Here is a 23,824-nt window from a genome sequence, read left to right as displayed (position 1 = left end):
TTAGATAGAAAATTCTGTGCTTTCAATAATATAGGGTGCTTTTTCATAGGAAGCAGCGATAAATATAAACTTGATGGTCAATTAAGTTTACAAAAAGAGCCTTTTCCCTTAAAATAGTACAAAAATAGATACAGGAGTGAAGGTAGATGGGGAAAGGAATTTTTGTGACAGGAACGGGGACGGAAATAGGAAAGACGTTTGTCACGAAGTATTTAACAAAAGCATTGAAAGAGCAAGGGTTTCATGTTGCACCGTATAAACCGATCCAAACAGGGTGTATCGAGAAAAATGGAGAGCTTATTGCTGAGGATGTAGAACAATATATTGAAACCGCAAAATTATCATTCACCCAAAAGGATTTATGTACATATTTCTTTAAAAAGCCGGCTTCACCTCATTTAGCAGCATCCATTGAAAATGTTCAAATCGATCTGCATCGAATAAAGAATCATTACGAACAGTTATTGAAAGAGCATGATATCGTTTTAGTAGAAGGTGCTGGGGGGCTAGCTGTTCCATTAGTAGAGTCAGATCATTTATTAATGACAAAAGACCTTATTCAATTACTAAATATCCCGCTTATTTTAGTTGTACCGCCACATTTAGGATCGATTAACCATACGTTAGTAACAATTGAATACGCAAAGGCCCATCATTTAACGGTACTAGGGATTGTATTTAATCAAGTGTCAAACGAACCAGATTTAATTGAAAAAGATAATATGCGCATGATCGAAAAACTAACGAAGCTCCCGATTTTAGGAAGAGTTCCATTTACGGAAGAAGACGAGGGGAATATAAGTGAATGGTTTTCTGTACAAAATATATAAGCCGGCAAGGTAGCCGGCTTATTATTATTATAAACTGTCTTTTTGTGAATTTTTAAAGTCCTTCATATCCATCAATGACTAAATCGAGTTTTCCTGTTTCTGGATCGATAACAAGTCCATGAACAGGAACTGTCTTTGGCATTAATGGATGTTCTTTAATCATATTAACGCTGTTTTTCACATTTTCCTCTACTTTGTCAAAACCTTCTAACCATTTATGTAAATCGATACCCGAATTTTCTAGTGTCGAAATCGTTTCCTGTTTAATTCCACGCTCGATGCATTTTTCTAATAGGGCCTCTGGGTTTACACCTGCCATTCCACAACGGTGATGACCAATGACCATTACTTCATCAGCTTGAAGCTCATATACAGCAACAAGAATCGATCTCATCGTTGAATCGAGTGGGTGTGTAAGAATAGCTCCAGCATTTTTTACCATTTTTACATCACCATTCTTAATATTTAACGCCTTTGGTAACAGCTCGACTAATCGCGTATCCATACAGCTAAAAATGACTAACCGTTTATTTGGGAATTTAGATGTTTCATACGGCTGATATTCGGCATTTTCAACAAATTTTTCATTGAATTGAAGCATGTCGTTAAGTAGTGACAAAATAATCCCTCCCTAAAATCTCAATTAAGTACTTTAAAATAAATTTTACCACATTAAATCCTTCAGTAAAAAGAGGGCATTGATACATTTCTCATTAGTCATATAAACTTAGGAGAGAATAGTTATTTAGGAAAGGATTGTTTCCTTATTTTTTCTCATGTAAAATGACGTTGGATAGTTTAAACAATTAAAGGAGCAGAAGCAAATCGATGTTAAAGAAATGGTTAGAAATTTTATTCGTTTCGACACGTCTAGGTTTAACCTCTTTCGGCGGACCTGTTGCCCATTTAGCCTATTTTAAAGAAGAGTATATTAATAGAAGAAAATGGTTAAATGAGAAAAGTTATGCGGATTTAATTGCGTTATGTCAGTTTCTCCCAGGACCTGCGAGCAGTCAGGTAGGAATTGCAATAGGGATGATGCGTGGTGGAATTGTCGGAGGAATTCTTTCATGGTTCGGTTTTACGATGCCATCTGTGATTGTGCTCGTTCTATTTGCAAACTTTTTACAAGGAGAAGTGATTGATGCCTCTAGCTGGATTCACGGTTTGAAGCTTGTCGCGGTAGCCGTTGTCGCACATGCTGTTTATGGCATGGGGAAAAAACTAGCCCCCGATCGTCCGAGGCAAACGATTGCCATCGTGGCAACAATTGCCGTATTTTTGTTTCCAACTGCAATCGGTCAAATTGCTGTAATCTTACTTGCTGGCTTAACAGGTTATGTTTTATTTCGAAAAAAAGAAGTCCCGGATGTGCCCGATTTACCGATTCGAATTTCCAAATCGGTTGGAATCGTATCTTGGTGCCTGTTTTTTGCTTTACTTATCGTGCTTCCTTTGTTAAGGAATTCGACTGACTCTTTCTTTATTGCGATGTTTGATACATTTTATCGGGTTGGCTCGATTGTGTTCGGTGGTGGACATGTCGTCTTACCGATGATGGAACGCGAAGTTGTTCCTGTTGGCTGGATTTCAGAAGAAGACTTTCTCGCTGGCTACGGTGCTGCCCAAGCTGTACCAGGCCCACTTTTTACGTTATCGAGCTATTTAGGGGCCTTTATTGCAGGATATAAAGGAGCGATTGTTGCAACGATTGCGATGTTTTTACCATCTTTTCTTTTATTATTGGGGGCTCTTCCATTTTGGAATATCATTCGAAGAAGAGCTTCTGTTCAAGCAGCATTAATGGGCGTTAATGCGGCGGTTGTTGGAATATTAATCGCTGCTTTTTACCACCCGGTATGGACAAGTGCCGTACAGTCTTCAGCTGACTTTTCCATCGCCCTTGGTGCCTTTGCGTTATTGCAGTTTTGGAAAAAACCGGCATGGCTTGTCGTTATTATAACGGCCATTGGAACGGTTATTGTCCAGTATATCTTTTAATAGTAGAAACGTTGTCACTCAATTCGGGTGATTTTTTCCGCAAAATTGATTTTCCTTTGCGAGCTGATGAGACATAAGCGAACAATTCATTTTTCATATTTTGTAAATATTCCTCCGTAAATAACATTGTAATATCTTCAAAGCGTTCGTTGTTTTTTTCATAAACAGCTAGCGCTTTCATTTTTTGCTGTTCAATATGTGCTAAACATAACCTTGAATGAGGAGGTTCATTCATATTTAAAAAGTAAATGAACTGACTCGTCTTCGTTCGTTTCATGGCAATGGGCTTTAAAATAGATATGTGAATCACTCCCTTTCATCCGTCTAGTATTGGCACATTTCGTTTGGAATAAACTTCATTTGTTGTTGTAAGCGTTGTAAGAAACTCGAGAATACCCATTGTTTTTTCTTATCAAACAACAATTGTTACGAAAAAGGCACTGCTTTTTAATATTCCTTAAGCAATTATTTACATTGATTTCATGATTGGATAACAATCATTCGATATGCTTATAAAAGAGTATAAGGATGAAAGTGGAGTGAAAGACATGAGTAAAATGCTGAAACAAGCATTACAAGAGCAGAGAAAATATTATGCTGAAAAGCTATTAGCAATTGGTGTGTATAATGAAGAGATTGTCAATAACATGACGATTACGGAGCTTGAAAAAGAGTATCAATATTTCTTTTTGCAAAGACCGAGCATTAAGAAAAAGTCGAAACTCCCCTAACGAAAAAATAAGCTATAATAGAGGGAAAAAAAGAGGGATTATTCGTGAATAAAAAAGTTGTTGGGATTATTCTTGCTGGTGGAAAGTCAAAGCGCTTCGGTACAAATAAAGCGTTCGCTCAATATAAAGGAAAGACTTTTTTTCAACGTGCCTACGAGGTGTTAATGGATACGACTGACGATGTGATCATTGTCGGAAATCGTTCAATGAAGACCGAGCTTTCGCATCAGATCCAATCACAAATAGTCACAGATTTTGAGGAAGTGAAAGGGTTAGGTCCGATGGCGGGCTTATACACGGCTATGTCTTATATGAACAGCTCGTGGTATTTCGTTTTACCTTGTGATATGCCCCTTATTTCAAAGTCTGTTGTTCATACTTTACTCTCACATTGTCATCCTGGAAATGACGTAATCATTCCTATGATTCAAGGGAAAGTCCAACCTTTAGTTGGCTTATATCATAACCGAACAAAGCCTTTAATGCTCAAACATCTCCAAGCGAAATCGCTTAAGATGAACGATTTCTTGAATGAAGTAAACGTGAAGTATGTGGATGAACATCATTTTGAACATATAGATCATTTCATAAATGTGAACGATTTGAGCACGTATCAATATTTGCAGAATACAACGGATAAAAAGTAGGAGAGGACAATCTTCTCCTACTTTTGGCATTCTATTATAGTTAAATTTTAACTATATTGAAATGATAAATGAAAAAATATAACAATATAGTTATAAAAAAATGTTAACGTTTACATTTTTCCTTTTCATATTGTTAGAAAGATAGTAAAATAATATTAGTTCACATATTTAGAATTTTAAGAAATTATTGTAAAGAGCAAGCCACAGCTTAGAATTCCATGGGGAATACCCTCACTGAAAGAAGTTTCACTTTTTAATAGATTATGAAAGTAAAGAGGCGATGAATATGATGACTTCTTTTACGCAAGAAGAGATAGAAAGAGCAATGTCGCTTTTTCACATTTTTGCAAAATCATTTAAAAGCATCTCAGAACATTCTATTCGTGATAGTAAAGAACATGGGTTTAATCCAACAGAATTTGCCGTATTAGAGCTATTGTATACGAGGGGACCGCAAAAATTACAACAAATTGGTTCCCGCCTACTCCTCGTTAGCGGGAATGTTACCTATGTTATTGATAAATTAGAACGAAATGGATACATTTATCGTGAGCAAGATCTGAAAGATAAACGTTCTGTATATGCGAAGTTGACAGAAAAAGGACAGGAATACTTAGACGAAATTTATCCGATCCATGCGATGAGGATGGCACGTGCATTCTCTGGCTTAACGGGAGAAGAACAAGAGCAGCTTATGTCCTTATTAAAAAAAGCAGGTGTACATAGTCAACATTTAATTTTTCGATAAGAAGCCGAACAATTTTTTGTTTGGTTTCTTTTTTTTCGATAAAAAAGCACATTATAAAAATAACGACTAGTTTCAATGATTGAGACTTTTAATGCGATTTCGAATGAGCTATTGTTTTTATCCATATTTGACCTATTCAAACATTCGTCATAAGTCTAAATTTACATATACAATTTCCTTGAAATTTTCCTTGTTTTTTTATATAGTGAACATGGGATTGACCGGAAGTCAACTTATAGATAAATAACTTGAAGGATTATTGTCTGTATCATTCGACCAATTAGTCAAAAGTAAAGAGAGGCGAAAGTATGAGGTTAAGTCGATTTTCTATTCGAAGACCTGTGTTCACATTCGTTACGATGATGTTAGTGCTAATTTTAGGCGTCGTATCGTTTATGAACATACCATTAAAACTAATACCTGAAATTAATCCTCCAATCGGAGTAGTTGTCACGAATTATAGTGGAGCAAGTCCTACAGAAGTCGTTGAAAAAGTATCAAAGCCAATTGAGGAATCCCTTTCAACGATAGAAGGGCTTGATACCATTTCTTCAACATCTCAAGAAGGGGCAAGTTTAGTCCTATTACAATTTTCTTGGGCGACGAAAATCGATGAAGTGCAAGATGAAATTTTAAGCAATATTAAAAGTGTCCCACTCCCAGATGAAGTGAATGAGCCACGTTTTTTAAAATTCGATCCTTCACAGTTTCCCATCATTCAGCTTTCTTTAACATCTACGAGTGATGAAAAAGAATTGCAAGCATTAGCGGAAGATTTAAAAGATGAGCTAACAAAAACAGAAGGTGTCGCAAGTGTAAATCTCTCTGGAGTTACGGCGGAGGAAGTAAAAGTTGAGCTCAATCAAGATCAATTAAAGAAATATCAATTGAGCCAGTCTGAGATTGTCGATGTCATTCGAGCAAATGATACATCCTTGCCAGGGAGTCCAATAGAAACAGACGGAAAAGAACTAACGACACGTGTGATTAGTACGATTGATTCTGTTGATACATTGAAAAACTTAAACGTAGGTGTTAATCCTAAAACTGGCGCTAAAATTAAATTAAGCGATGTTGCAGATGTAGGGATTAAGGAAAAACACGCTGATACGATTACGAGAGCGAATCAAAAACCGTCAGTTTTATTAAGTGTACTCCAACAATCGGATGCCAATACAGCACAAGTTTCGAAAGCTTTTCAAGAAAAATTGAATGAGCTTCTCGATGAAAATGAAAAATATGAAGCTGTTAAAGCCGATATTTTATTTGACCAAGGCGAGTATGTGCAAAAAGCAATTGGCAATATGCTGAATACTCTTATACTTGGCGGAACGTTTGCGATGATCGTTTTATTTTTGTTCTTACGAAATGTGAAAAGCCCGCTCATTATCGGAATCGCCATCCCGTATTCCGTTATTGTTACTTTTGTATTGATGTATTTTTCAGATTTTACGTTAAACATTATGACATTAGGTGGTCTTGCACTTGGAATTGGGATGCTTGTCGATAACGCGATTGTCGTCATCGAAAATATTTATCGTCATTTATCAATGGGAAAAGAGCCGAAAAAAGCTGCGTATGAAGGTGCAAAGGAAATGGGACCTGCCATTATTGCTTCAACATTTACGACGATTGCGGTTTTTTTACCAGTCGTCTTTATTACAGGCATTATCGGCGATTTATTTACCGAGTTCTCGTTAACGATTGCCTTTAGTTTATTTGCTTCTTTATTTGTCGCTTTAACAGTCGTTCCGATGCTAGCGAGCAGATGGTTGAAGAAGCCGCGAAAAAACATCGAAAAGGAGCGCCAAGAGTCTGTTTTCCAACAAGCATTGGAACGTGCGGTGAAATGGTCGTTACGAAACCGTGCGATTGTCATTATCTTAACGATTTTCGTCTTTGCAGCGAGTATTTTTGGTTTTACACAAGTAGGCGCTGTTTTCTTGCCCAAAACAGATGAAGGCTATTTTACAATTGACATTACATTAGAAAATGGTACGGCCTTATCGGAAACGACGAAAGTGATTGAAAATGTAGAACAAGTGCTAGAGGATGAAGAAGATGTTGAAGTATATGTCAGTTTAATCGGTTCTACACAAGAAGAATCATTTCGTGGAACATCCAATGCTAACATTGCACAAATGTATGTAAAGATGGTCGATTTCACTGAGCGAGAACAATCGACATTTGACTTTGTTGATGATGTGAAAAAAGATATTGAACAAGCGGCTGAACAAGCAAACAAAACAGCAGAAGTATCGTTGAATTTACAATCATCTACTGGTTCTGAACCGAATACTCTTACATTTAATGTGAAAGATCAGGACAGTATGCGACTAGAAGAAAATGTTGATCGAATTCAAAACGCATTATCGGAATTAGATGATGTCAATGAGGTGACAAACGATTTAGCGGAAACCGTTGAAGAGTTACAGGTTAAGGTCGACCGTGAGAAAGCATTATCCAACGGCCTTCAGCCAATCCAAATTGCCATGATTGTAAAAGAGGCAACTCGTGGAACTGATGCCCTGCAAATGACAAATGAAGAAAATGGGCAGATTTATATGATTAATGTTGCCTATCATGAGGAAGTCATAAAAGATGTAAAAGCTTTAGAATCTTTACTGATTAAAAAAGCAGACGGCTCGTTTATTACGCTAAAAGATGTTGCGACAATTGAACGTGGTGAAGGGCCGACCGAAATTCGCCGTATTGACAAACAAAGTGCCGTTCAATTTACGGTGAAGTATGCCAATGATACAAATTTAGGAGCGATCTCGAGGGAAGTCGATGAAAAAATTGCCGATTTAGAACTTCTAGATGAAACGGAAATTACGTTCGGTGGAGATCGAGAGCTTCTTGAATCGTCCATGGATGATATGATTTTGGCATTTGTGTTAGCGATTGTGTTCATTTATTTAGTGATGGCTGCACAGTTTGAGTCACTAAAATATCCATTTGTTATTATGTTTACGGTGCCGTTAATGATTATTGGCGTGGGGCTCACCTTATTTGCAACAAATACGCCAATTAGTATTACGGTCGTCATTGGCTTAATCGTTTTAGCGGGTATTGTCGTTAATAATGCGATTGTCATTGTAGACTATATGAATCAATTGAAAGCAAGCGGAATGAAGACTTACGATGCGATTATCCATGCAGTAAAAGTACGTATTCGTCCCGTCTTAATGACGGCTTTCACAACGATTCTTGGATTGCTACCTCTGGCAATCGGAATGGGCGAGGGTTCAGAAGTGAACCAACCAATGGGATTAACCGTTATCGGCGGGTTAATTTCAAGTACGTTCTTAACCCTATTTATCATTCCAGTTGTTTATAGTTTCTTTGATAAAGAAACACGCAAGTTGAATAAAAAATATGTGACACCTGATGGGCAGCTTATTCCAGCCTATTTACTTGAAGAAAAAGTGGAACGAGATGTTCACGAAGAAGAAGGGAAAGCGCAAGTACCAGCAGAGCCACAAAACACGTATCGGAAAGAAGAAATTGCCGGGATGCTCGAACACTTATTAAAAATGGTGAAAGAGGACGACTCAAAAGATAAAGACAAGTAAGAAAATCTCCACTGTTTGATTTGCAGTGGAGATTTCTTTCAAGAAGTCAAGGGAGGGTAGTTTATGAAAGAGAAAAAAGCGCTCATTTTGGAAGGGGCAATGGATTTATTTTCGAAACAAGGCTTTAATCAAACGTCCATGCAAGAAATTGCTGATTTTCTCGGAATCGCAAAAGGTTCCATCTATCATTATTTTAAGTCGAAAGACCAATTGCTCATTGAAATTATTTGGCACTATTACGATGTCGTTTCAGAAAAATTTTATAAAATTGAAAGAAACCCCATTTTAACCCCGAAGCAAAAATTTTATGAGCAATTGTTATTGTCGATATCCGTTTTTGTCGAAAACCGTGAATTTATCGTGATTCATATGAAAGAGTCGTTTCATTTTAAAGATGATTTAGAAGCGTTTTTTCGGCAAATGCGAAAAGAAATCTATCAATGGTTAGAACAAAAGCTTTTTGAAGTGTATGGAAAAGACATTGAACCGTATGTCCTTGACCTCGCCACATCATTGCAAGGAACGGCTCATGAGTACGTAAGCCATATTATTTTAGATAAAGTGGAAATGGATTTACAAACGTTAACGCATCATTTATTACACCAATGCGATGTGTTAGTAGAAGGTTATAAAAATTATAAAAAGCGATTTTTGAAAAAAGAAATGTTTCAACTTTCTGATAAAGAAGCTGATTTTTTTCAAGAAAAGCTGAAAAACTTATTGATAAGAGCAAAAGATTTACAAGTTCAAAAGATGGTTGACGTAATCGACGCACTTTTGCAAGAGTGGGAAAAAGCGAAAAAGGAACGCTCGAATTATCCTGATATTGTAATAGAAAGCTTAATCCTTCATTTGCAAACGGTCGCTGAACCTTATTGGCAGAAGGAAGAATTACAAGAATTAGTTTCATTGTATCAACAACAAAAGTCTATATTTCATTAATCGGTGAATCGGTTCGGAACTCGCTCCTTCTCTTCCGTCGTTATGTAGCTAACGATGAGCTCAATTAATTGTAGCAAATACCTATATGTTGAATACAATAGGAGGGAAATTGGGTGTAAAGAGGAGGAATTTGTTAAAATGAATCAAAACCATTCACATATGATGTATGGACAAATGATGCCACAAGGCAATGGAATGGACTATCAGGGGCAAATGATGCCGCAGGGCAATGGAATGGACTATCAGGGGCAAATGATGCCGTATGGAAATATGATGGATAATCCGGCTCATATGATGCCATATGGAAATAATATGGGGCCAAATGCTAATATGCCGATGACAGAACCTATGATGAAAGATGGCGAGTCAAAAGATTTAGAAGGCTTTTGCAAAAAATATAAACATTACTACGTCATGATGGAAACGATGGACGGCCAGCAAATTGATGGCATTATTGATCGAGTCGATCGGGAAAACGTACACATGCTCGTACCAGTCGGAGATGAAGATTCAGATATGGATCGTCAATACGGATTTGGGGGAGGATACCCGTATGGCTATGGAGGATTTGGTGGCTATGGAGGGTATCCGTATGGCTATGGTGGTTACGGATATGGATACGGTTTTCCACGTAGATTTAGAAGGTTTCGTCGCTTTTTATTCCCATTTGCAGGAATTTCCCGCTTCTTCTTCCCGTTTTTCTACTAAAAAGAAAGGTGAAATGGCAACTTGTCATTTCACCTTTTTAGATTTTTTCTTAGGGGGAATGAATAAGAAGGATATTTATTCCCAAAGTGTTACTTAATCAATTTTTAGGTGCTTCTGGAGTATTTAAATCGTATTATTAAAAAAATATAATCGTTTACGAAGTATAAGAGGTGACACATGTGTATGAATTAATGGAAGTTGACTATAAAAAATCGTAAAAAAGTGGGTCGTTTTGTAGTATGTATAAAATATGATTTGTCAAAAAAGATGTATTGTTATCTTTGTTCCATAGAACAGAAATGGAGCTAAAGAGTTCTAGATTATTAATAGTTAGTGTTTTAATTTTACTTGTTTCTATTAAACTTGTCATATCGGATGGCATTAATGCAACACCTAAATTATTGGAAACTATATTATAAATTGATAATAAGGCTGATCCAGCGCATAATTTTTTGGGGGAAAATCCCGCATTAAGACATGCCTTTTCTAATAAAAATTGTAAGGAATTTGTTTGTTGATCGCTATAATGAATAAAAAATTCATTCTTTGCTTCATGAAGATAAATTGAGTCTTTATTAGCTAGTGGATGTTTAGTAGAAACAACTAATCGTAAAGGATATTTTTTAAATTCAAAAAGGCTTAACTTATTACTTAAGACGTTTTCTTTATAAGTGGGAGTTCGAATAAAGGAGAGATGATAATTTTTTTGTTTAATAAATTCTATCGCATTTGATGAAGTAGTTTCATGTGTGTAAAATTCTACATCTGGAAAATCGTCTTTTACTTTTTTTAACAGTGTAGGGATGAAAGTACTTGCTGCTGAAGGAACTGCAGCAATTTTTATTTTGGCCTTTGGTATCATTTTCCGTTTAATCATGTAATCTACAGTTTGTTCAATTTCATCAAATGATGATGAAAGTTTTTTATAAATATACGCACCCTCTTCTGTTAAAGTTACCTTTCTAGTTGTTCTATTTAATAGCTTAAACCCTAATCTGTTCTCAAGTTCAGAAATTTGTTGACTTAATGCCGGCTGAGAAATATGAAGTCTTTTTGATGCTTCGCTGAAACTCAGATAATTAGCTATTTCTATGAAATATCGTAGGGATTGTAAACTCATATACTATTCCTCCTTTTAATACTTACGTAGAGTTGTAACAAAATTAAAAGTGAACATAGATAACAGAAAATTTAAATTATAATAAATACTTATAATATTATAAAAATAATATATTTTTATAATTAATTAGTCAATATTATAATAATAAAAAATAGAATAAACGAGTTGTCAAAAAATGCATATTTCTTACAAAAAGGAAGACAAGAATTTTCGTCACTTCAAAATTAGTACTTATAAAAAATGATATTTTCTTGACTTTTTTCTTTAATTAGTGTTGATACCAGTTGTTCGAGAAAGGGTGAAAACATGCAATTTACTGAAGAGGAGTTACTGGCATATTTAACAGTGAAATCTGCTAGTAAATCAGAGGCTATACCAACGAAAAATAAGTTCACTTTTATTTCCAATATCACCGGGCTTCCACAAGTGTGGACTATGAATGAGGAGCAGGAACCCGTGGAATATGTCCATTTTGAAGATCGTATAATGAGTGTCCACCATTCTCCAAAAGGAGATAAGACTGTAGTCGGTATGGACGATAATGGAAATGAAAAGCAACAATTATTTTTGTTCAAACAGTCCAGTGGTGAAATTGAACCGCTCGTCCAAGCACCCGATTGTTTTCATCATTTTGGAGGTTGGTCCCCAAATGGGAAGTTCATCACTTTTTCTAGTAATCGAAGAAATCCTGGATTTTTTGATGTGTACATTCAAGATATAACGAACAAAAAAACAGACGTAGTTTATAGATTTGATGGCAAATGTATTCCTTTAAGGTGGCTTCCAGACGGAGAAAATATATTGATTGAAATACCAGAAACAAATATTGATCAAGCAATTTATATCTTAAATATAGAAACAGGAAAAACGACAAGAGTAGGAAAGAGCGATATGCCCGCACGCTATCAATCCATCGAAATAACTAAAGATGGTAAAGGTGGGTTCATGCTGACCGATTTGGGTGAGGAAACGTTGTATTTAAGTCGATTTTCCCTTGATTGCCCTGGTCATATTGAAAGACTCGTTCATTTTACAGAATGGGACATAGAAGAAATGAAGTTGTCCCCAGATGAGAATCATTTAGTCTATACATTAAATGAAGGTGGTATTTCAAGCTTATATATATTTGATTTGATGACAAACAAGGAGAAAAAAATAGAAAGTCTCCCAGACGGGGTTATTAATTCACTCTCCTGGCTGAACCCAGATCAGTTTATATTTTCTCTAAATACGCCAACATCTCCAGGAGATATTTGGGAAATGTCACTCTCAAAGAAGAAAGTGAAAAGAATCACCTTTATTTCCCAAGCGGAAGCTGTTGAAAGTTTATTGAAAGAACCAAAAATTTGTTCCTTCTCATCATTTGATGGGTTAAGTGTCCCGTATTTCTATTATGAAAAAGAATCTGGAGTGGATAAACCCGCAGTTATATATGTTCACGGCGGCCCTGAAAGTCAAACACGTGCTACTTACAATCCAGTTATTCAATATTTGGTCAATCAGGGCATTGTAGTAATAGTTCCAAACATACGTGGAAGCAAAGGATATGGGAGGGAGTATATAAAATTAGATGATGCCCGCAAACGAATGGATGCAGTAGACGACCTTGCTTGGTTAGTAAAGGATATAGTCAAATCACACGGTGTCAATCCAAAAAAGATAGGGATTATGGGGCGAAGTTATGGGGGATTTATGGTTTTGGCGGCTTTAACCCATTATCCAGATCTGTGGGCTGCAGGCGTGAATATTGTAGGCTTTTCTAACATTAGAACATTTTTGGAAAACACGGGATCATGGCGACGTTACTTAAGGGAATATGAGTATGGATCATTAAAGCATGATGCTGATTTTTTTGAAGAAATTGCCCCTATAAATCACTTTCATAAAATAAAAGCACCATTACTCGTATTTCATGGACGCAACGATTCCCGTGTTCCTATTTCCGAAGCAGAGCAACTTGTATCAAGTATGAAATCACTTGGACAAGATGTTCAGTTTACCATTTTTGAAGATGAAGGGCACCAGACTGAAAAAATAGATAATCAAGTAACCATGAATACACAGATTGCTGAGTTTTTGAAGAAAAATCTGCAAAAAATCTAGGCAACTTCTTATAAAAGGGAGGTAATATGTATGACTTCTTTATTGACTATCGAAGGATTGAAAACATATTTTTATCAAAAAAAATCTGTAGTTCCTGCAGTTGACGGAGTCGATTTTCGAATAAATAAAGGAGAAACAGTAGCTTTAGTTGGTGAATCCGGTTGTGGCAAGAGTATGACCTCTCTATCGATTATGAGGCTGGTTCCAGAACCAGGGGGTAAAATTATCGAAGGAAGTATACGATTGGAAGACAGTGATTTATGTAAGTTATCCGAGGAAGAAATGTGTAAAATCCGCGGAAAAGAAATATCGATGATTTTTCAGGAGCCGATGACTTCTCTTAACCCAGTATTAACGATCGGTGAACAGTTGATAGAGGTTATTACATATCATGAAGGGCTCTCACGTTCTTCCGCAACTAAAGAAGCCATTAAATTACTTAAAATGGTCGGTTTTTCACGTGCGGAAGAAATGATTTACGATTATCCTCACCGATTGTCCGGGGGAATGAGGCAAAGAGTTATGATAGCTATGGCTATGAGCTGTAATCCAAAATTATTGATTGCCGATGAACCTACAACCGCGTTAGATGTCACTACACAAGCGCAAATCATGGAATTACTAAAAGACCTAACGAGGAAGTTCGATACTTCTATTCTACTGATTACCCATGACCTAGGTGTCGTATCTGAACTTGCAGAAAGAGTGATTGTCATGTATGCGGGTGAAATTGTTGAAGAAGCACCAGTTGAGGAATTGTTCGACAATGCTTACCATCCTTATACAGAAGGACTTATTAATTCTGTTCCTTTATTGAATAGAAAGGTTGATAGACTTCATTCGATTGATGGCAGTGTCCCAACTCCGGATGCTTTACCAAGAGGCTGTCGATTTGCCCCTCGCTGTCAAAAAGCATTCGACCGATGTCGAGAAGAAAAACCTCAATTGAAACCGCTTTCTACAATGCGTTCGGTACGCTGTTTTCATTATGAGGGCAATTGGGAGGAGAGAAAATGACGGTAAAACTGTTAATGAAAAACAATAACCAGTCAAAATTTTCAGAGCAGCATACTATTTTAGAAGTGAAAAATCTCAAAAAATATTTTCCTATTAAAGCGGGTGTATTGCAAAAAACTGTTGGGTACGTAAAAGCAGTAGATGGAATAAATTTAAAAGTAAAAAAAGGTGAGACATTAGGGATTGTCGGTGAATCTGGTTGTGGGAAGTCAACGGCTGGCCGGACCATTATTCGCCTAAATCGTCCGACTGAAGGCAAGATTATATATAAAAATCAGGATATTACTAGATTTACAGAAAATCAACTTAGGAAAACAATTCGGAAAGAAATACAAATGATTTTTCAGGATCCTTATGCCTCTTTAAATCCGAGGAAGACTCTTGGGAAAACGTTAATGGAACCATTAACGGCTCATGGATTATACGAAAATAAACAGCAAAGATTAGACAGGGTGAAAGAGCTATTGGAAGTTGTTGGATTAAATGCAGCCTACACAAATCGATATCCACACGAATTCTCAGGTGGACAACGACAAAGGATAGGTATTGCACGTGCACTAGCCCTCAATCCACAAGTAATTATTGCTGATGAAGCGGTTTCAGCTTTGGACGTATCAATTCAAGCTCAGATCATAAATTTAATGAAAGATTTACAAGAGAAATTCCATCTTACTTATGTTTTTATTTCACATGATTTAAGTGTAGTCCGTCACATTTCTGACCGAGTGGCTGTTATGTATCTAGGTAATTTAATGGAAGTAGCAGATAAAGAAAGTCTCTATACTGACCCTTTACATCCTTATACTCAGGCTTTATTGTCCGCTATCCCCGTTCCGAAAAAGAAAGGAGATCCCAAAAAAGAAAGAATCATTTTAAAAGGAGAAATGCCGAGCCCTAGCAACCCACCATCAGGTTGTGTTTTTCATACAAGATGTCCTGTAGCAATGGACATCTGTCGAGAAGTTATTCCTAAATCAAAACAAGTAGGACTACTAGATCATTATGTTGCCTGTCATCAATATTAGGGAGCTAGTAAGGTAAAAAGAGATATTCATATTTTACTTTTGTAGTGGAATTGGTAAAAAAATACTGTTGGATGTGAGATTTAATAAGGGAGTGCATGCTTTTGTTGGTCATATTACGTATATAGAAAAAGGGGGGAATGTACTATGATAGCCTACATTATTCGAAGGATTTTATTAACAATTCCTTTAATGTTTGGTATATCAATTCTATCTTTTGGGATTGTGCATTTGGCACCAGGGGAACCGGGAGCCTTAATGATGAATCCCGATATCAGCTATGAGGACAGACAAGCTTTTATAGAGGACTACGGATTAAATGACCCGATTCATATTCAATATATCCGGTGGATGGGGAATATTTTGCAGGGAGATTTTGGGGATTCCTTAATTCAGCAAGGTGTACCAGTAAGTGAACTCATTATGGATCGTCTACCAAACACCCTATTATTAATGGTTGTTTCTTCTTTATTAGCTATTATGATAGCGATTCCATTTGGGGTTTGGTCAGCTTCAAAACCCTACACACTAACTGACTACTCTGTGACTACGGCTTCCTTTTTAGGAATAGCAACACCGAATTTTTGGTTGGGACTAGTACTCATCATGTTTTTCTCGGTTCAATTAGGTTGGTTTCCCTCTGGTGGAGTAGCGACATTAAATGAACCATTCAGTTTATGGGACAGACTTCACCATTTAATCCTGCCAGCATTTGTTTTAGCTACTGCAGATATGGCTTCCTTAACACGCTACACTCGTTCAAGCATGATGGATGTACTCGACCAAGATTATATACGGACCGCTCGTGCAAAAGGATTTAAACAAAGAAAGGTCGTTTATAAGCATGGACTTCGGAATGGTTTAATTCCTGTTATTACCATCCTTGGTCTAATGTTGCCTTCGTTTATTGGGGGGGCCGTTGTTACGGAAAAAATCTTTAATTGGCCAGGATTGGGATTACTGTTTATTGATGCAACCTTCGAACGAGACTATCCAATTATTATGGCTATTACGATGATTTCAGCAGTGTTAGTGTTGATCGGTAATCTAATTGCCGATATCCTATATGCGGTAACTGATCCGAGAATTGAATATGGAAAGGGGGAGAGATAATTGCCGATACCTCAACATATGACTTCTCCAGATGTACTTGTTGAGAAGAAACATAAACCAGAATCGTTATGGAAAATAGCTTTTAATAAGTTTATGAAAAATAAACTGGCTGTGGCTGGAGCTCTTTTTATTATCCTCATTATCTTTGCGGCATTATTTGCCCCTTTGTTAGCTCCCTATGATCCTGATGAACAGGTATTAAGCAACCAACTTGCTCCTATGGGATGGGATCACCTTTTGGGGACGGATGAGTTGGGCCGAGATACATTTAGTCGTTTACTATATGGGGCAAGGGTGTCGTTGGCGGTAAGCTTTTCAGCTGTAGCGGGAATGGTATTTATCGGGACGATTGTCGGTGCTATTGCCGGTTATTTCGGAGGTATTGTAGATTCGTTTCTGATGAGAGTTGTTGATGTTATCATTGCCTTTCCTCAGATCTTTCTATTAATTACGCTTATCGCAGTTTTAGAGCCTAGTATAAGTACACTAATCATGGTATTTGCATTATTTAGTTGGACGGGAACTGCCAGATTGGTGCGTGGGGAATTCTTATCTTTACGATCAAGGGAATTTGTGTTGGCGTCACGTACGATGGGAATACGAACATGGAAAATTATTTTTTCGCATGTGTTACCTAATGCGATAGGACCAATTATCGTGTCAGCAACCCTACACATAGGTTACGTTATTTTGGCTGAGTCAACGCTAAGTTATTTAGGACTTGGGGTGCAACCACCGACTCCAAGCTGGGGTAATATGCTACAGAGTGCCCAGGATTTTAGTATCATGCTTAATGCTTGGTGGTATCCGTTGTTTCCCGGTTTGATGATTCTTTTGACGATATTAGCTTTTAATTTTATTGGAGACGGACTTCGGGATGCGTTGGACCCAAAACAAAAATAACATGGAAAACATTTCAATAATTTTATAGAAAAGTTTACAAAAGGATTGGCAAAAGACCAAAGTATAAGTTGAAAATTCCGTCTTAAAAATGAAAAAATGGAGGTAATTTAGTGAAAAAGGAACAAAGAATGAGTATGCTACTATCGATTATTTTTATTTTGTTTTTAGGAGCTTGTTCATCGAATAGTGACAGCACTACGGCAGAACCTGAAAAAGTTAATGGAGAAACAAATATGAAGCCGCAACAGGGAGGGGACTTAATCATTGGGGCTACTGCTGGACCAAAAACGTTCAATGATAAGTATGCTACTGATGCAAAAAGTGGTACACTTATTGGTTTTATGTTCAATGGACTAGTCGATATCAATGATAAGGGAGAACCTATTCCTGACTTGGCCGAAAGATGGGAATCCTCTGATGGTGGGAAGAAATGGACATTTAAGCTGAGAGAGGATGTTTTATGGCATGATGGGGAACCTTTTACAGCTGAAGATGTAGAGTTCACATATAATATTCCTTTAAATAAAGGTTACAATGGACCGCGCGGATCATACTTTAGTAATTTCAAGGAAATTAAGGCACTTAACGACTACACCGTTGAAATAAGTTTAAAGGAGCCAAGTACCCAATTTATCTCTAGAACTACACCTTACTATATTCTTCCTAAACATATTTTAGGTGATGTTCCAATTTCTGATTTGGGAGAAGCAGAATTCAATACGAAAAATCCTATTGGGACCGGTCCTTTTAAATTTAAAGAGTGGAAGAAAGGTCAATATGTAAAGTTTGTCGCTAATGAAGACTATTATGAAGGACGTCCATATTTAGATTCCCTCACTTACAAAATCGTTCCAGATACGAATGCATTGTTGTCACAATTCCAGGCTGGTGATATCAATTACATGAGTGTTTCAGCAGATGATGTTCCTGCAGCACAAACTCTGGTTGAGCGAGGGGAGGCGACATTAACCAGTGTACTTAGTGCATCTTGGAACTGGATTGCCTATAACGAAAGGAATCCCTTGTTTCAAGATAAAAAAGTGCGTCAGGCTTTAACTCACGGATTAAATAGAGAAGAAATAATTAAATTTGTATTGGATGGAAATGGAGAACCTGCACACACAGCTGGTATTCCATTCAGCTGGGCTTACAATGAGGATATCCCAAAGTTTAACTATGACCCAGACAAAGCGAAACAACTGCTCTTAGAAGCAGGATGGGAAGATACCAATGGAGACGGTATTTTAGATAAAGATGGAAAAGACTTTAAATTCACTCTTATGGTGAGTAATGGAAATAAAGCGCGGCAACAAGTAGTGGAAATTGCTCAACAGCAGTGGAAAAAAATCGGAATTAAGATAACTCCCAAAGTTTTAGAAACGAGTGCTTTTTTAGAGCAAATCGGGCCTCCTGATTTTGAGTATGATGCGTATGTATCGGCTTTATCTGTTTCGTTAGATCCATCTGTGACGACAATTTTTCACACCAATGAAGCTGAGAATGGTTTAAACCGAATTAAATATAGCAATCCGGAACTCGATCAATTGATGGAAAAAAGTGATCATTCGACCAATCGGGATGAACGGAAAGCGATGGTGGAAAAAATCCAGGAAATGATAGCGGAAGATCAGCCCTACACATTTTTGTATCACCCAATCGATAATATGCTTTATACACCAAAATTACATGGCGTTAAAGAACATCCGGGAAATTCTTATTTTAAAATTCATAAATGGTGGATGGAACAATAACAATTTTTTGTAAAAAAAGTAATGAGGCTGTAAACGAAGTTTATCCATTCGCTTACAGCCCCAATACCTTTTGTTCTTGTTGGATTATTAAAATCAGGAGGGATAATATGACTTGTGAGGAAAAGTCTTTGTCTTCACTTGATGCCATATTAAATGAAAAGTGTAAGTCTGCACACGTTCCTGGTATGGCTATAGCAGTGTCTCAACACGGTGAGATTGTTTTTGAAAAATATTTTGGCTATAGGGATGTTGAACGATTATTACCTGTCACTTCGGATACCATATTTGGGGTCGCTTCTATTACAAAGTCTTTTACTGCTCTTGCTATTATGCAACTGGAAGATGAGCGTAAACTATCCGTAAATGACCCTGTGGTTAAGTGGTTACCCGAACTACGATTAACTAATCAAGCTTTCCCTGAAAACATTAAAATCCACCATCTTTTGACTCATACAAGTGGACTCCCAGGTATGGAAGCCATTAACCGTGCAAAAGCAGAAAGCATTCGGAAGGATCCCGATGGAGCTTATTTAACTGATAGATTATCATTATTAACTAAAGATCATCCCGTAAAAACAGTGGTTGAATTGATAGAAGCTATGTCAGATACTGAATACTCATTACTAGGTCAACCTGGAGAAGTATTTAACTATTCAAATGAAGGTTATGCTCTGTTGCAAGAGGTTATAGAAAGAGCTAGTGGTCAACAGTATATTACCTATATGAGAGAAAACATTTTGGATCCTTTAGGTATGTACAATTCGACTTTTTTAATAAATGATTTGTCCAATTATAATGAAGTGGCAGAATTGTATTCCTATAAAAAAGGGATAGGGTTTAATACATTCCATTCTCCGACATGGTGGCATTCTGGAGAGATATATTCTCATGGAGCTTTAAAGTCCTGTATTTCAGATTTAAGAAAATATTTAGAAGTCTATCGTCTAGAGGGACTAGTAAATGGTGAAAGAATCGTATCGAAAAAAAGCCTTCAAAAAATGACTACCCAACAAGTAATGATGCCAACAGGAAACTGGTACGGGTATGGTTTGCATGTAGATAAACATGACGATATCAAGATATTAGGTCATGGTGGAAGTATTAAAGGTGTCTCCTCTCATATGAAAGTAGCTAAAGAACAAGGTATAACAGTAGTGGTCCTAATGAATATAAGCAAGGTAGGAGTTAAGGACCTGGCTGAAACGGCATTAAACCATACTCTAGGTATTCCAAAATCAAAGAATGACGATTTAATTGAATACAAACTTACATCGCAGCAACTTAATAAATTTGTCGGAATTTATCAGTCTGCGGAAGGGATTAAGTTAAGGTTCGTGGTTAGGAATGGAATACTTCAATTGGTTGATGAAGAAAAATCTATTCCTATGAAACCTTATTCTGAAGATAGTTTTTTTACACCAGGTGGGAATAAAATTAAATTTTTATTTAACATCCATCATGAGATTACAGGAGTATTCAAAGGAGTACGTTTTATACCAAGAAGTTCATAGGATAAATTAAGATAAGCTACTCTTATCTAATACGAGGTTGAATTGTTGACCTCCTACTAAAATTGTTACGGTGTGTATTTTTATACGAATATATCGGGTGAAATGTAGTGTTTTATGATAAACCTCAAATAATGGAGCTGGTCAATATGAAAATTGCAATTGGACAAGTCATGCACGAGAGCAATACATTTTCTAGTGTGAAAACGACGGTGGAATCGTTTAAAGAGTACCAATGGATATATGGAGAGGAGATTCTAGAGAAGAATAGAAATGTAAAGGGCTATTTAGGAGGAATGATTGACAAAGGAAATGAACTTGGCGTTGATCTTATTCCTACTTTTTCTGCTTTTTGCAATCCATCCGGATTAATTACCAAACAAACCTACGAAACACTTAGAGATGAGTTGATAACAGCAATAAAGTATGCAGAACAATTGGACGCTATCTGTCTCGCTCTTCATGGTAGTGGAGTTGCAGAAGACCATTACGATTTGGAAGGCGATTTGTTAAAAGCTTTGAGAAAAGCAGTCGGATATGAAATTCCGATCGTTGTTGCACTAGATTTACATGGAAATATAACGAAGGAAATGGTTAAAGAAGCAGATGCACTTCTTGGTGTAAACTATTACCCTCATACAGATACCTTTGATAGAGGTCAAGAGGCCATGGCTTTAGCTGTTAAAATAGTGCAGGGGGATACACATCCTGTGATGTCTTTTGTTAAATTACCGCTTATAATATTTCCTTCTACGACTTATCGATCACCCGCAAAAGATATAAATGAACGTTGTTGGAGCTGGGAAAAAGAAGAAGATGTTATAGATTGTACCTTCTTTCATGGATTTGCGCGTGCTGACACACCAGACACTGGTGCTGCTGTTGTTACTATCACAAATAACGATATCCATCTAGCACAAAAAATAAGCGCTGACATAGCAAATCGCGTTTGGGGATTAAGGGAAAAGTTTGTCTATAATTATCCTTCTCCTGAGGTTGGAATTGATAAAGCACTTTTAATTGAAGGATATCCCATTATAATCAACGAAACATCAGATAACCCAGGTAGTGGAGCACCGGGGGATGGAACATTTTTACTAAAGTCAATGATTGAGAAAGATGTTCCCAATTCATGTTTTGGATTTATATACGACCCGATTGTTGCCAAAATTGCTCATGAATCTGGCGTGGGATCTACAATCAATGTGGAACTAGGTGGTAAAACAGATTCCTTACACGGAAATCCTCTTTTCATAAAAGCTTATGTTAAAAGCTTAACTGACGGGAAATTTATACGGACGTCCTCTATGTCTAAGGGAGCTTTAATCAACTTAGGTAAATCAGCTCGGTTACAAATAGGAAATGTAGATATTATTGTTTGTTCTGTTAAATCGCAGACATTAGATGAACAGGTTTTTTTGATTCATGGGATAGATGTGACTAAATATAAATTAGTCGCGTTAAAATCCTGTCAACATTTCCGGGAAGTTTTTCAACCTATCTCTAAAGAAATTATTACGGTAGATTCACCTGGGATTAGTACCAGCAACGCATCCTTCTATGAATATGATAAGCTTCCTAGACCTATTTATCCGTTAGATCCTAATTGTCATTTCCAATGTCAGTAACCTGTACTCATTCTAAGAGGAGAAAAGGTTCTTTCTCAAATATTGTATTGGGAATACAAAGTAATTTTTCCTTACATTTAAGTATGGTTCATGAGAGAGGGGAGAAGATTGAATACAATTTTAAAAGGTAAATCAAAAAATATCTTAAAGGAAGTCGTTGATTTTCGAAGAAACTTACATGAAAATCCAGAACTGAGTGGGGAAGAATTTGAAACCTCAAAAAAAATTCAACAAAAGCTAAAGGAGTATGGAATACCCTATCGAACAGGATTTGCGAAAACAGGGATACTTGGAATTATTCAGGGCAGAAAACAAGGAAAAACGGTTGCGTTAAGAGCAGATATAGATGCATTACCGATAGCTGAAAAAGCAGATTTACCGTTTTCTTCAAAAGTACAGGGGAAAATGCATGCATGTGGGCACGATGCGCATACTGCCATGCTGCTAGGGGCTGGGATACTGCTGAATCAAATAAGAGATGAAATCCAAGGAACAATACTATTGGTTTTTCAGCCTGCAGAGGAGAATGCACCTGCTGGGGGAGCGGAAGAGATGATGAAGGATGGTCTTTTTGATACATATAATCCAGATGTCATTATTGCACAACATGTGTGGCCAGATCTCCCGGTAGGAATGATTGGAGTTCGAAGTGGTCCAATGATGGCGAATTCGGATCGATTTAAAATCTCTGTAAAAGGATCTGGTGGACACGCAAGTATGCCTCAGCAAACTATTGATGCAATCATTGTCGCGAACCAAATTATAACTATACTTCAAACAATCGTTAGCCGAAATGTAGATCCGATTGAGTCAGCAGTTATAACTATAGGAAAAGTTAATGGCGGATATCGCTATAATGTGATAGCAGATGAAGTTACATTGGAAGGTACTGTTCGTACGCTTTCAAATGAAACGAAAAATAAGGTGAAAAATCGATTTCATGAGGTTGTAAATAGGATTGTTCAATCAATGGGTGCAGAGGTTGTTATCGAATATTTGGATGGCTATCCTGCGACCATTAACACAGAAAATTGTGTCACTCAATTGAAAAAAACCGTTGAAAATCTTTATGGAATCCAGAGTGTTCCAGAGGTATCACCTTCTATGGGAGGAGAAGACTTTGGTCGATTTTTATTAAAATATCCGGGTGTATATTTTTGGCTGGGTTCATCTAATGGTGATGGGCAAAAACCACTTCATGATCCTTACTTTGAATTTAACGAAGATGCACTTCCCTATGGGATAGAGGTAATGGGCCAAGTAGCAATAAATATGTTAGCCGAATTAAATGAAGAAGTCGAGCATTAATAACAGAAAATTAGATTAATATTTATAAACTTATAATAGTAACTCAAACTTCGCATACTGAAATCGGCAAATAAGCCTTGATATAGTTAGGTAAGGCTGCTACCCATTGCTGTAGTTGACTTTGTATTAGTTTTTTGATTTTTCGATTTGACTTTTTAAGGACATCTTC

General features: G+C 36.8%; 20 protein-coding genes. 17 read left to right on the top strand and 3 right to left on the bottom strand.

Translation table 11 applies throughout. The annotated features are described in order from the left end of the window. The first annotated feature begins 146 nt into the window (after nucleotides 1–146). Nucleotides 147–830 (top strand): dethiobiotin synthase, encoded by a 684-nt coding sequence (gene bioD / locus MLD65_RS12675; RefSeq protein WP_243292236.1) that lies wholly within the window; start codon nucleotides 147–149, stop codon nucleotides 828–830. A 52-nt stretch (nucleotides 831–882) separates the two neighbouring features. On the opposite strand, the gene MLD65_RS12670 is transcribed toward bioD, so the two are convergent. Beyond that, a complete protein-coding gene (locus MLD65_RS12670) occupies nucleotides 883–1,449 on the bottom strand; it encodes a beta-class carbonic anhydrase (RefSeq protein ID WP_243292235.1) in 567 nt (188 codons plus the stop codon). Nucleotides 1,450–1,658: 209 nt separating this feature from the next. Here MLD65_RS12670 and MLD65_RS12665 point away from each other — a divergent pair, with 209 nt between their 5' ends. Further along, nucleotides 1,659–2,831, top strand: coding sequence for a chromate transporter (locus MLD65_RS12665; RefSeq protein WP_243292234.1), 1,173 nt, complete (start codon nucleotides 1,659–1,661; stop codon nucleotides 2,829–2,831). Here MLD65_RS12665 and MLD65_RS12660 read toward each other — a convergent pair. Further along, complete coding sequence (locus MLD65_RS12660) at nucleotides 2,809–3,141, bottom strand: hypothetical protein (RefSeq protein WP_243292233.1); 333 nt, start codon at nucleotides 3,139–3,141, stop codon at nucleotides 2,809–2,811. The two genes, MLD65_RS12665 and MLD65_RS12660, sit on opposite strands and share 23 nt — an antisense overlap. A 238-nt stretch (nucleotides 3,142–3,379) precedes the next feature. On the opposite strand from MLD65_RS12660, the gene MLD65_RS12655 reads away from it, so the two are divergent. The 6 genes from MLD65_RS12655 (at nucleotide 3,380) to MLD65_RS12630 (ending at nucleotide 10,182) form a co-directional block, all read left to right on the top strand. Further along, nucleotides 3,380–3,562: a stress protein gene (locus MLD65_RS12655; RefSeq protein WP_243292232.1), complete on the top strand. Its 183-nt coding sequence runs from the start codon at nucleotides 3,380–3,382 to the stop codon at nucleotides 3,560–3,562. Between the two features lie 44 nt (nucleotides 3,563–3,606). Next, nucleotides 3,607–4,209, top strand: coding sequence for a molybdenum cofactor guanylyltransferase (mobA, locus tag MLD65_RS12650; protein WP_243292231.1), 603 nt, complete (start codon nucleotides 3,607–3,609; stop codon nucleotides 4,207–4,209). A 286-nt stretch (nucleotides 4,210–4,495) separates the two neighbouring features. Then, nucleotides 4,496–4,957, top strand: coding sequence for a MarR family winged helix-turn-helix transcriptional regulator (locus MLD65_RS12645; protein ID WP_243292230.1), 462 nt, complete (start codon nucleotides 4,496–4,498; stop codon nucleotides 4,955–4,957). A 308-nt stretch (nucleotides 4,958–5,265) separates the two neighbouring features. Continuing rightward, on the top strand, nucleotides 5,266–8,532 hold the full coding sequence (locus MLD65_RS12640) for an efflux RND transporter permease subunit (protein ID WP_243292229.1): 3,267 nt from the start codon (nucleotides 5,266–5,268) through the stop codon (nucleotides 8,530–8,532). 63 nt (nucleotides 8,533–8,595) lie between these two features. Beyond that, the gene (locus tag MLD65_RS12635) at nucleotides 8,596–9,474 is read left to right on the top strand and encodes a TetR/AcrR family transcriptional regulator (RefSeq protein ID WP_243292228.1); all 879 of its coding nucleotides are present in this window, start codon (nucleotides 8,596–8,598) and stop codon (nucleotides 9,472–9,474) included. A gap of 138 nt (nucleotides 9,475–9,612) precedes the next feature. Next, nucleotides 9,613–10,182, top strand: a complete 570-nt coding sequence (locus tag MLD65_RS12630; protein WP_243292227.1) for a hypothetical protein — start codon at nucleotides 9,613–9,615, stop codon at nucleotides 10,180–10,182. 202 nt (nucleotides 10,183–10,384) lie between these two features. Here MLD65_RS12630 and MLD65_RS12625 read toward each other — a convergent pair whose 3' ends face one another. Next, nucleotides 10,385–11,302 carry a LysR family transcriptional regulator gene (locus MLD65_RS12625; RefSeq protein WP_243292226.1) on the bottom strand — a complete coding sequence of 306 codons (918 nt, stop codon included), beginning with the start codon at nucleotides 11,300–11,302 and terminating at the stop codon, nucleotides 10,385–10,387. 306 nt (nucleotides 11,303–11,608) lie between these two features. Between MLD65_RS12625 and MLD65_RS12620 the strand changes: the two genes are divergently transcribed. The 9 genes from MLD65_RS12620 (at nucleotide 11,609) to MLD65_RS12580 (ending at nucleotide 23,655) form a co-directional block, all read left to right on the top strand. Next, nucleotides 11,609–13,405 (top strand): S9 family peptidase, encoded by a 1,797-nt coding sequence (locus MLD65_RS12620; RefSeq protein ID WP_243292225.1) that lies wholly within the window; start codon nucleotides 11,609–11,611, stop codon nucleotides 13,403–13,405. 30 nt (nucleotides 13,406–13,435) lie between these two features. Beyond that, nucleotides 13,436–14,422, top strand: coding sequence for an ABC transporter ATP-binding protein (locus MLD65_RS12615; protein ID WP_243292224.1), 987 nt, complete (start codon nucleotides 13,436–13,438; stop codon nucleotides 14,420–14,422). Next, entirely contained in the window at nucleotides 14,419–15,447 is a 1,029-nt protein-coding gene (locus MLD65_RS12610; RefSeq protein ID WP_243292223.1) for an ABC transporter ATP-binding protein, read from the top strand. The genes MLD65_RS12615 and MLD65_RS12610 overlap by 4 nt, the downstream gene beginning before the upstream one ends. 144 nt (nucleotides 15,448–15,591) lie before the next feature. After that, entirely contained in the window at nucleotides 15,592–16,557 is a 966-nt protein-coding gene (locus tag MLD65_RS12605) for an ABC transporter permease (protein ID WP_243292222.1), read from the top strand. Between the two features lie 18 nt (nucleotides 16,558–16,575). Continuing rightward, nucleotides 16,576–17,460 (top strand): oligopeptide ABC transporter permease, encoded by an 885-nt coding sequence (gene opp4C, locus MLD65_RS12600; RefSeq protein ID WP_243292284.1) that lies wholly within the window; start codon nucleotides 16,576–16,578, stop codon nucleotides 17,458–17,460. Nucleotides 17,461–17,570: 110 nt separating this feature from the next. Then, complete coding sequence (locus MLD65_RS12595) at nucleotides 17,571–19,211, top strand: peptide-binding protein (RefSeq protein WP_243292221.1); 1,641 nt, start codon at nucleotides 17,571–17,573, stop codon at nucleotides 19,209–19,211. A gap of 107 nt (nucleotides 19,212–19,318) precedes the next feature. After that, a complete protein-coding gene (locus tag MLD65_RS12590) occupies nucleotides 19,319–20,722 on the top strand; it encodes a serine hydrolase domain-containing protein (RefSeq protein ID WP_243292220.1) in 1,404 nt (467 codons plus the stop codon). Between the two features lie 146 nt (nucleotides 20,723–20,868). Further along, complete coding sequence (locus MLD65_RS12585; RefSeq protein WP_243292219.1) at nucleotides 20,869–22,347, top strand: M81 family metallopeptidase; 1,479 nt, start codon at nucleotides 20,869–20,871, stop codon at nucleotides 22,345–22,347. 108 nt (nucleotides 22,348–22,455) lie between these two features. Further along, a complete protein-coding gene (locus MLD65_RS12580; protein ID WP_243292218.1) occupies nucleotides 22,456–23,655 on the top strand; it encodes a M20 metallopeptidase family protein in 1,200 nt (399 codons plus the stop codon). Nucleotides 23,656–23,824: the final 169 nt, after the last annotated feature.

This window comes from Bacillus sp. FJAT-47783 (assembly GCF_022808615.1).
In the GTDB taxonomy this organism is placed as follows: Bacteria; Bacillota; Bacilli; order Bacillales; family Aeribacillaceae; genus Bacillus_BZ.
The sequence above is the reverse complement of the archived record's forward strand: the minus strand, read 5'-3'. Positions and strand labels throughout refer to the sequence as shown.

Coding starts and splice junctions, on each gene's coding strand:
- bioD (WP_243292236.1), top strand. CDS start 147: ATGGGGAAAGGAATTTTTGTGACAGGAACGGGGACGGAAATAGGAAAG.
- MLD65_RS12665 (WP_243292234.1), top strand. CDS start 1,659: ATGTTAAAGAAATGGTTAGAAATTTTATTCGTTTCGACACGTCTAGGT.
- MLD65_RS12655 (WP_243292232.1), top strand. CDS start 3,380: ATGAGTAAAATGCTGAAACAAGCATTACAAGAGCAGAGAAAATATTAT.
- MLD65_RS12645 (WP_243292230.1), top strand. CDS start 4,496: ATGATGACTTCTTTTACGCAAGAAGAGATAGAAAGAGCAATGTCGCTT.
- MLD65_RS12640 (WP_243292229.1), top strand. CDS start 5,266: ATGAGGTTAAGTCGATTTTCTATTCGAAGACCTGTGTTCACATTCGTT.
- MLD65_RS12635 (WP_243292228.1), top strand. CDS start 8,596: ATGAAAGAGAAAAAAGCGCTCATTTTGGAAGGGGCAATGGATTTATTT.
- MLD65_RS12630 (WP_243292227.1), top strand. CDS start 9,613: ATGAATCAAAACCATTCACATATGATGTATGGACAAATGATGCCACAA.
- MLD65_RS12625 (WP_243292226.1), bottom strand. CDS start 11,302: ATGAGTTTACAATCCCTACGATATTTCATAGAAATAGCTAATTATCTG.
- MLD65_RS12620 (WP_243292225.1), top strand. CDS start 11,609: ATGCAATTTACTGAAGAGGAGTTACTGGCATATTTAACAGTGAAATCT.
- MLD65_RS12615 (WP_243292224.1), top strand. CDS start 13,436: ATGACTTCTTTATTGACTATCGAAGGATTGAAAACATATTTTTATCAA.
- MLD65_RS12610 (WP_243292223.1), top strand. CDS start 14,419: ATGACGGTAAAACTGTTAATGAAAAACAATAACCAGTCAAAATTTTCA.
- MLD65_RS12605 (WP_243292222.1), top strand. CDS start 15,592: ATGATAGCCTACATTATTCGAAGGATTTTATTAACAATTCCTTTAATG.
- opp4C (WP_243292284.1), top strand. CDS start 16,576: ATGACTTCTCCAGATGTACTTGTTGAGAAGAAACATAAACCAGAATCG.
- MLD65_RS12590 (WP_243292220.1), top strand. CDS start 19,319: ATGACTTGTGAGGAAAAGTCTTTGTCTTCACTTGATGCCATATTAAAT.
- MLD65_RS12585 (WP_243292219.1), top strand. CDS start 20,869: ATGAAAATTGCAATTGGACAAGTCATGCACGAGAGCAATACATTTTCT.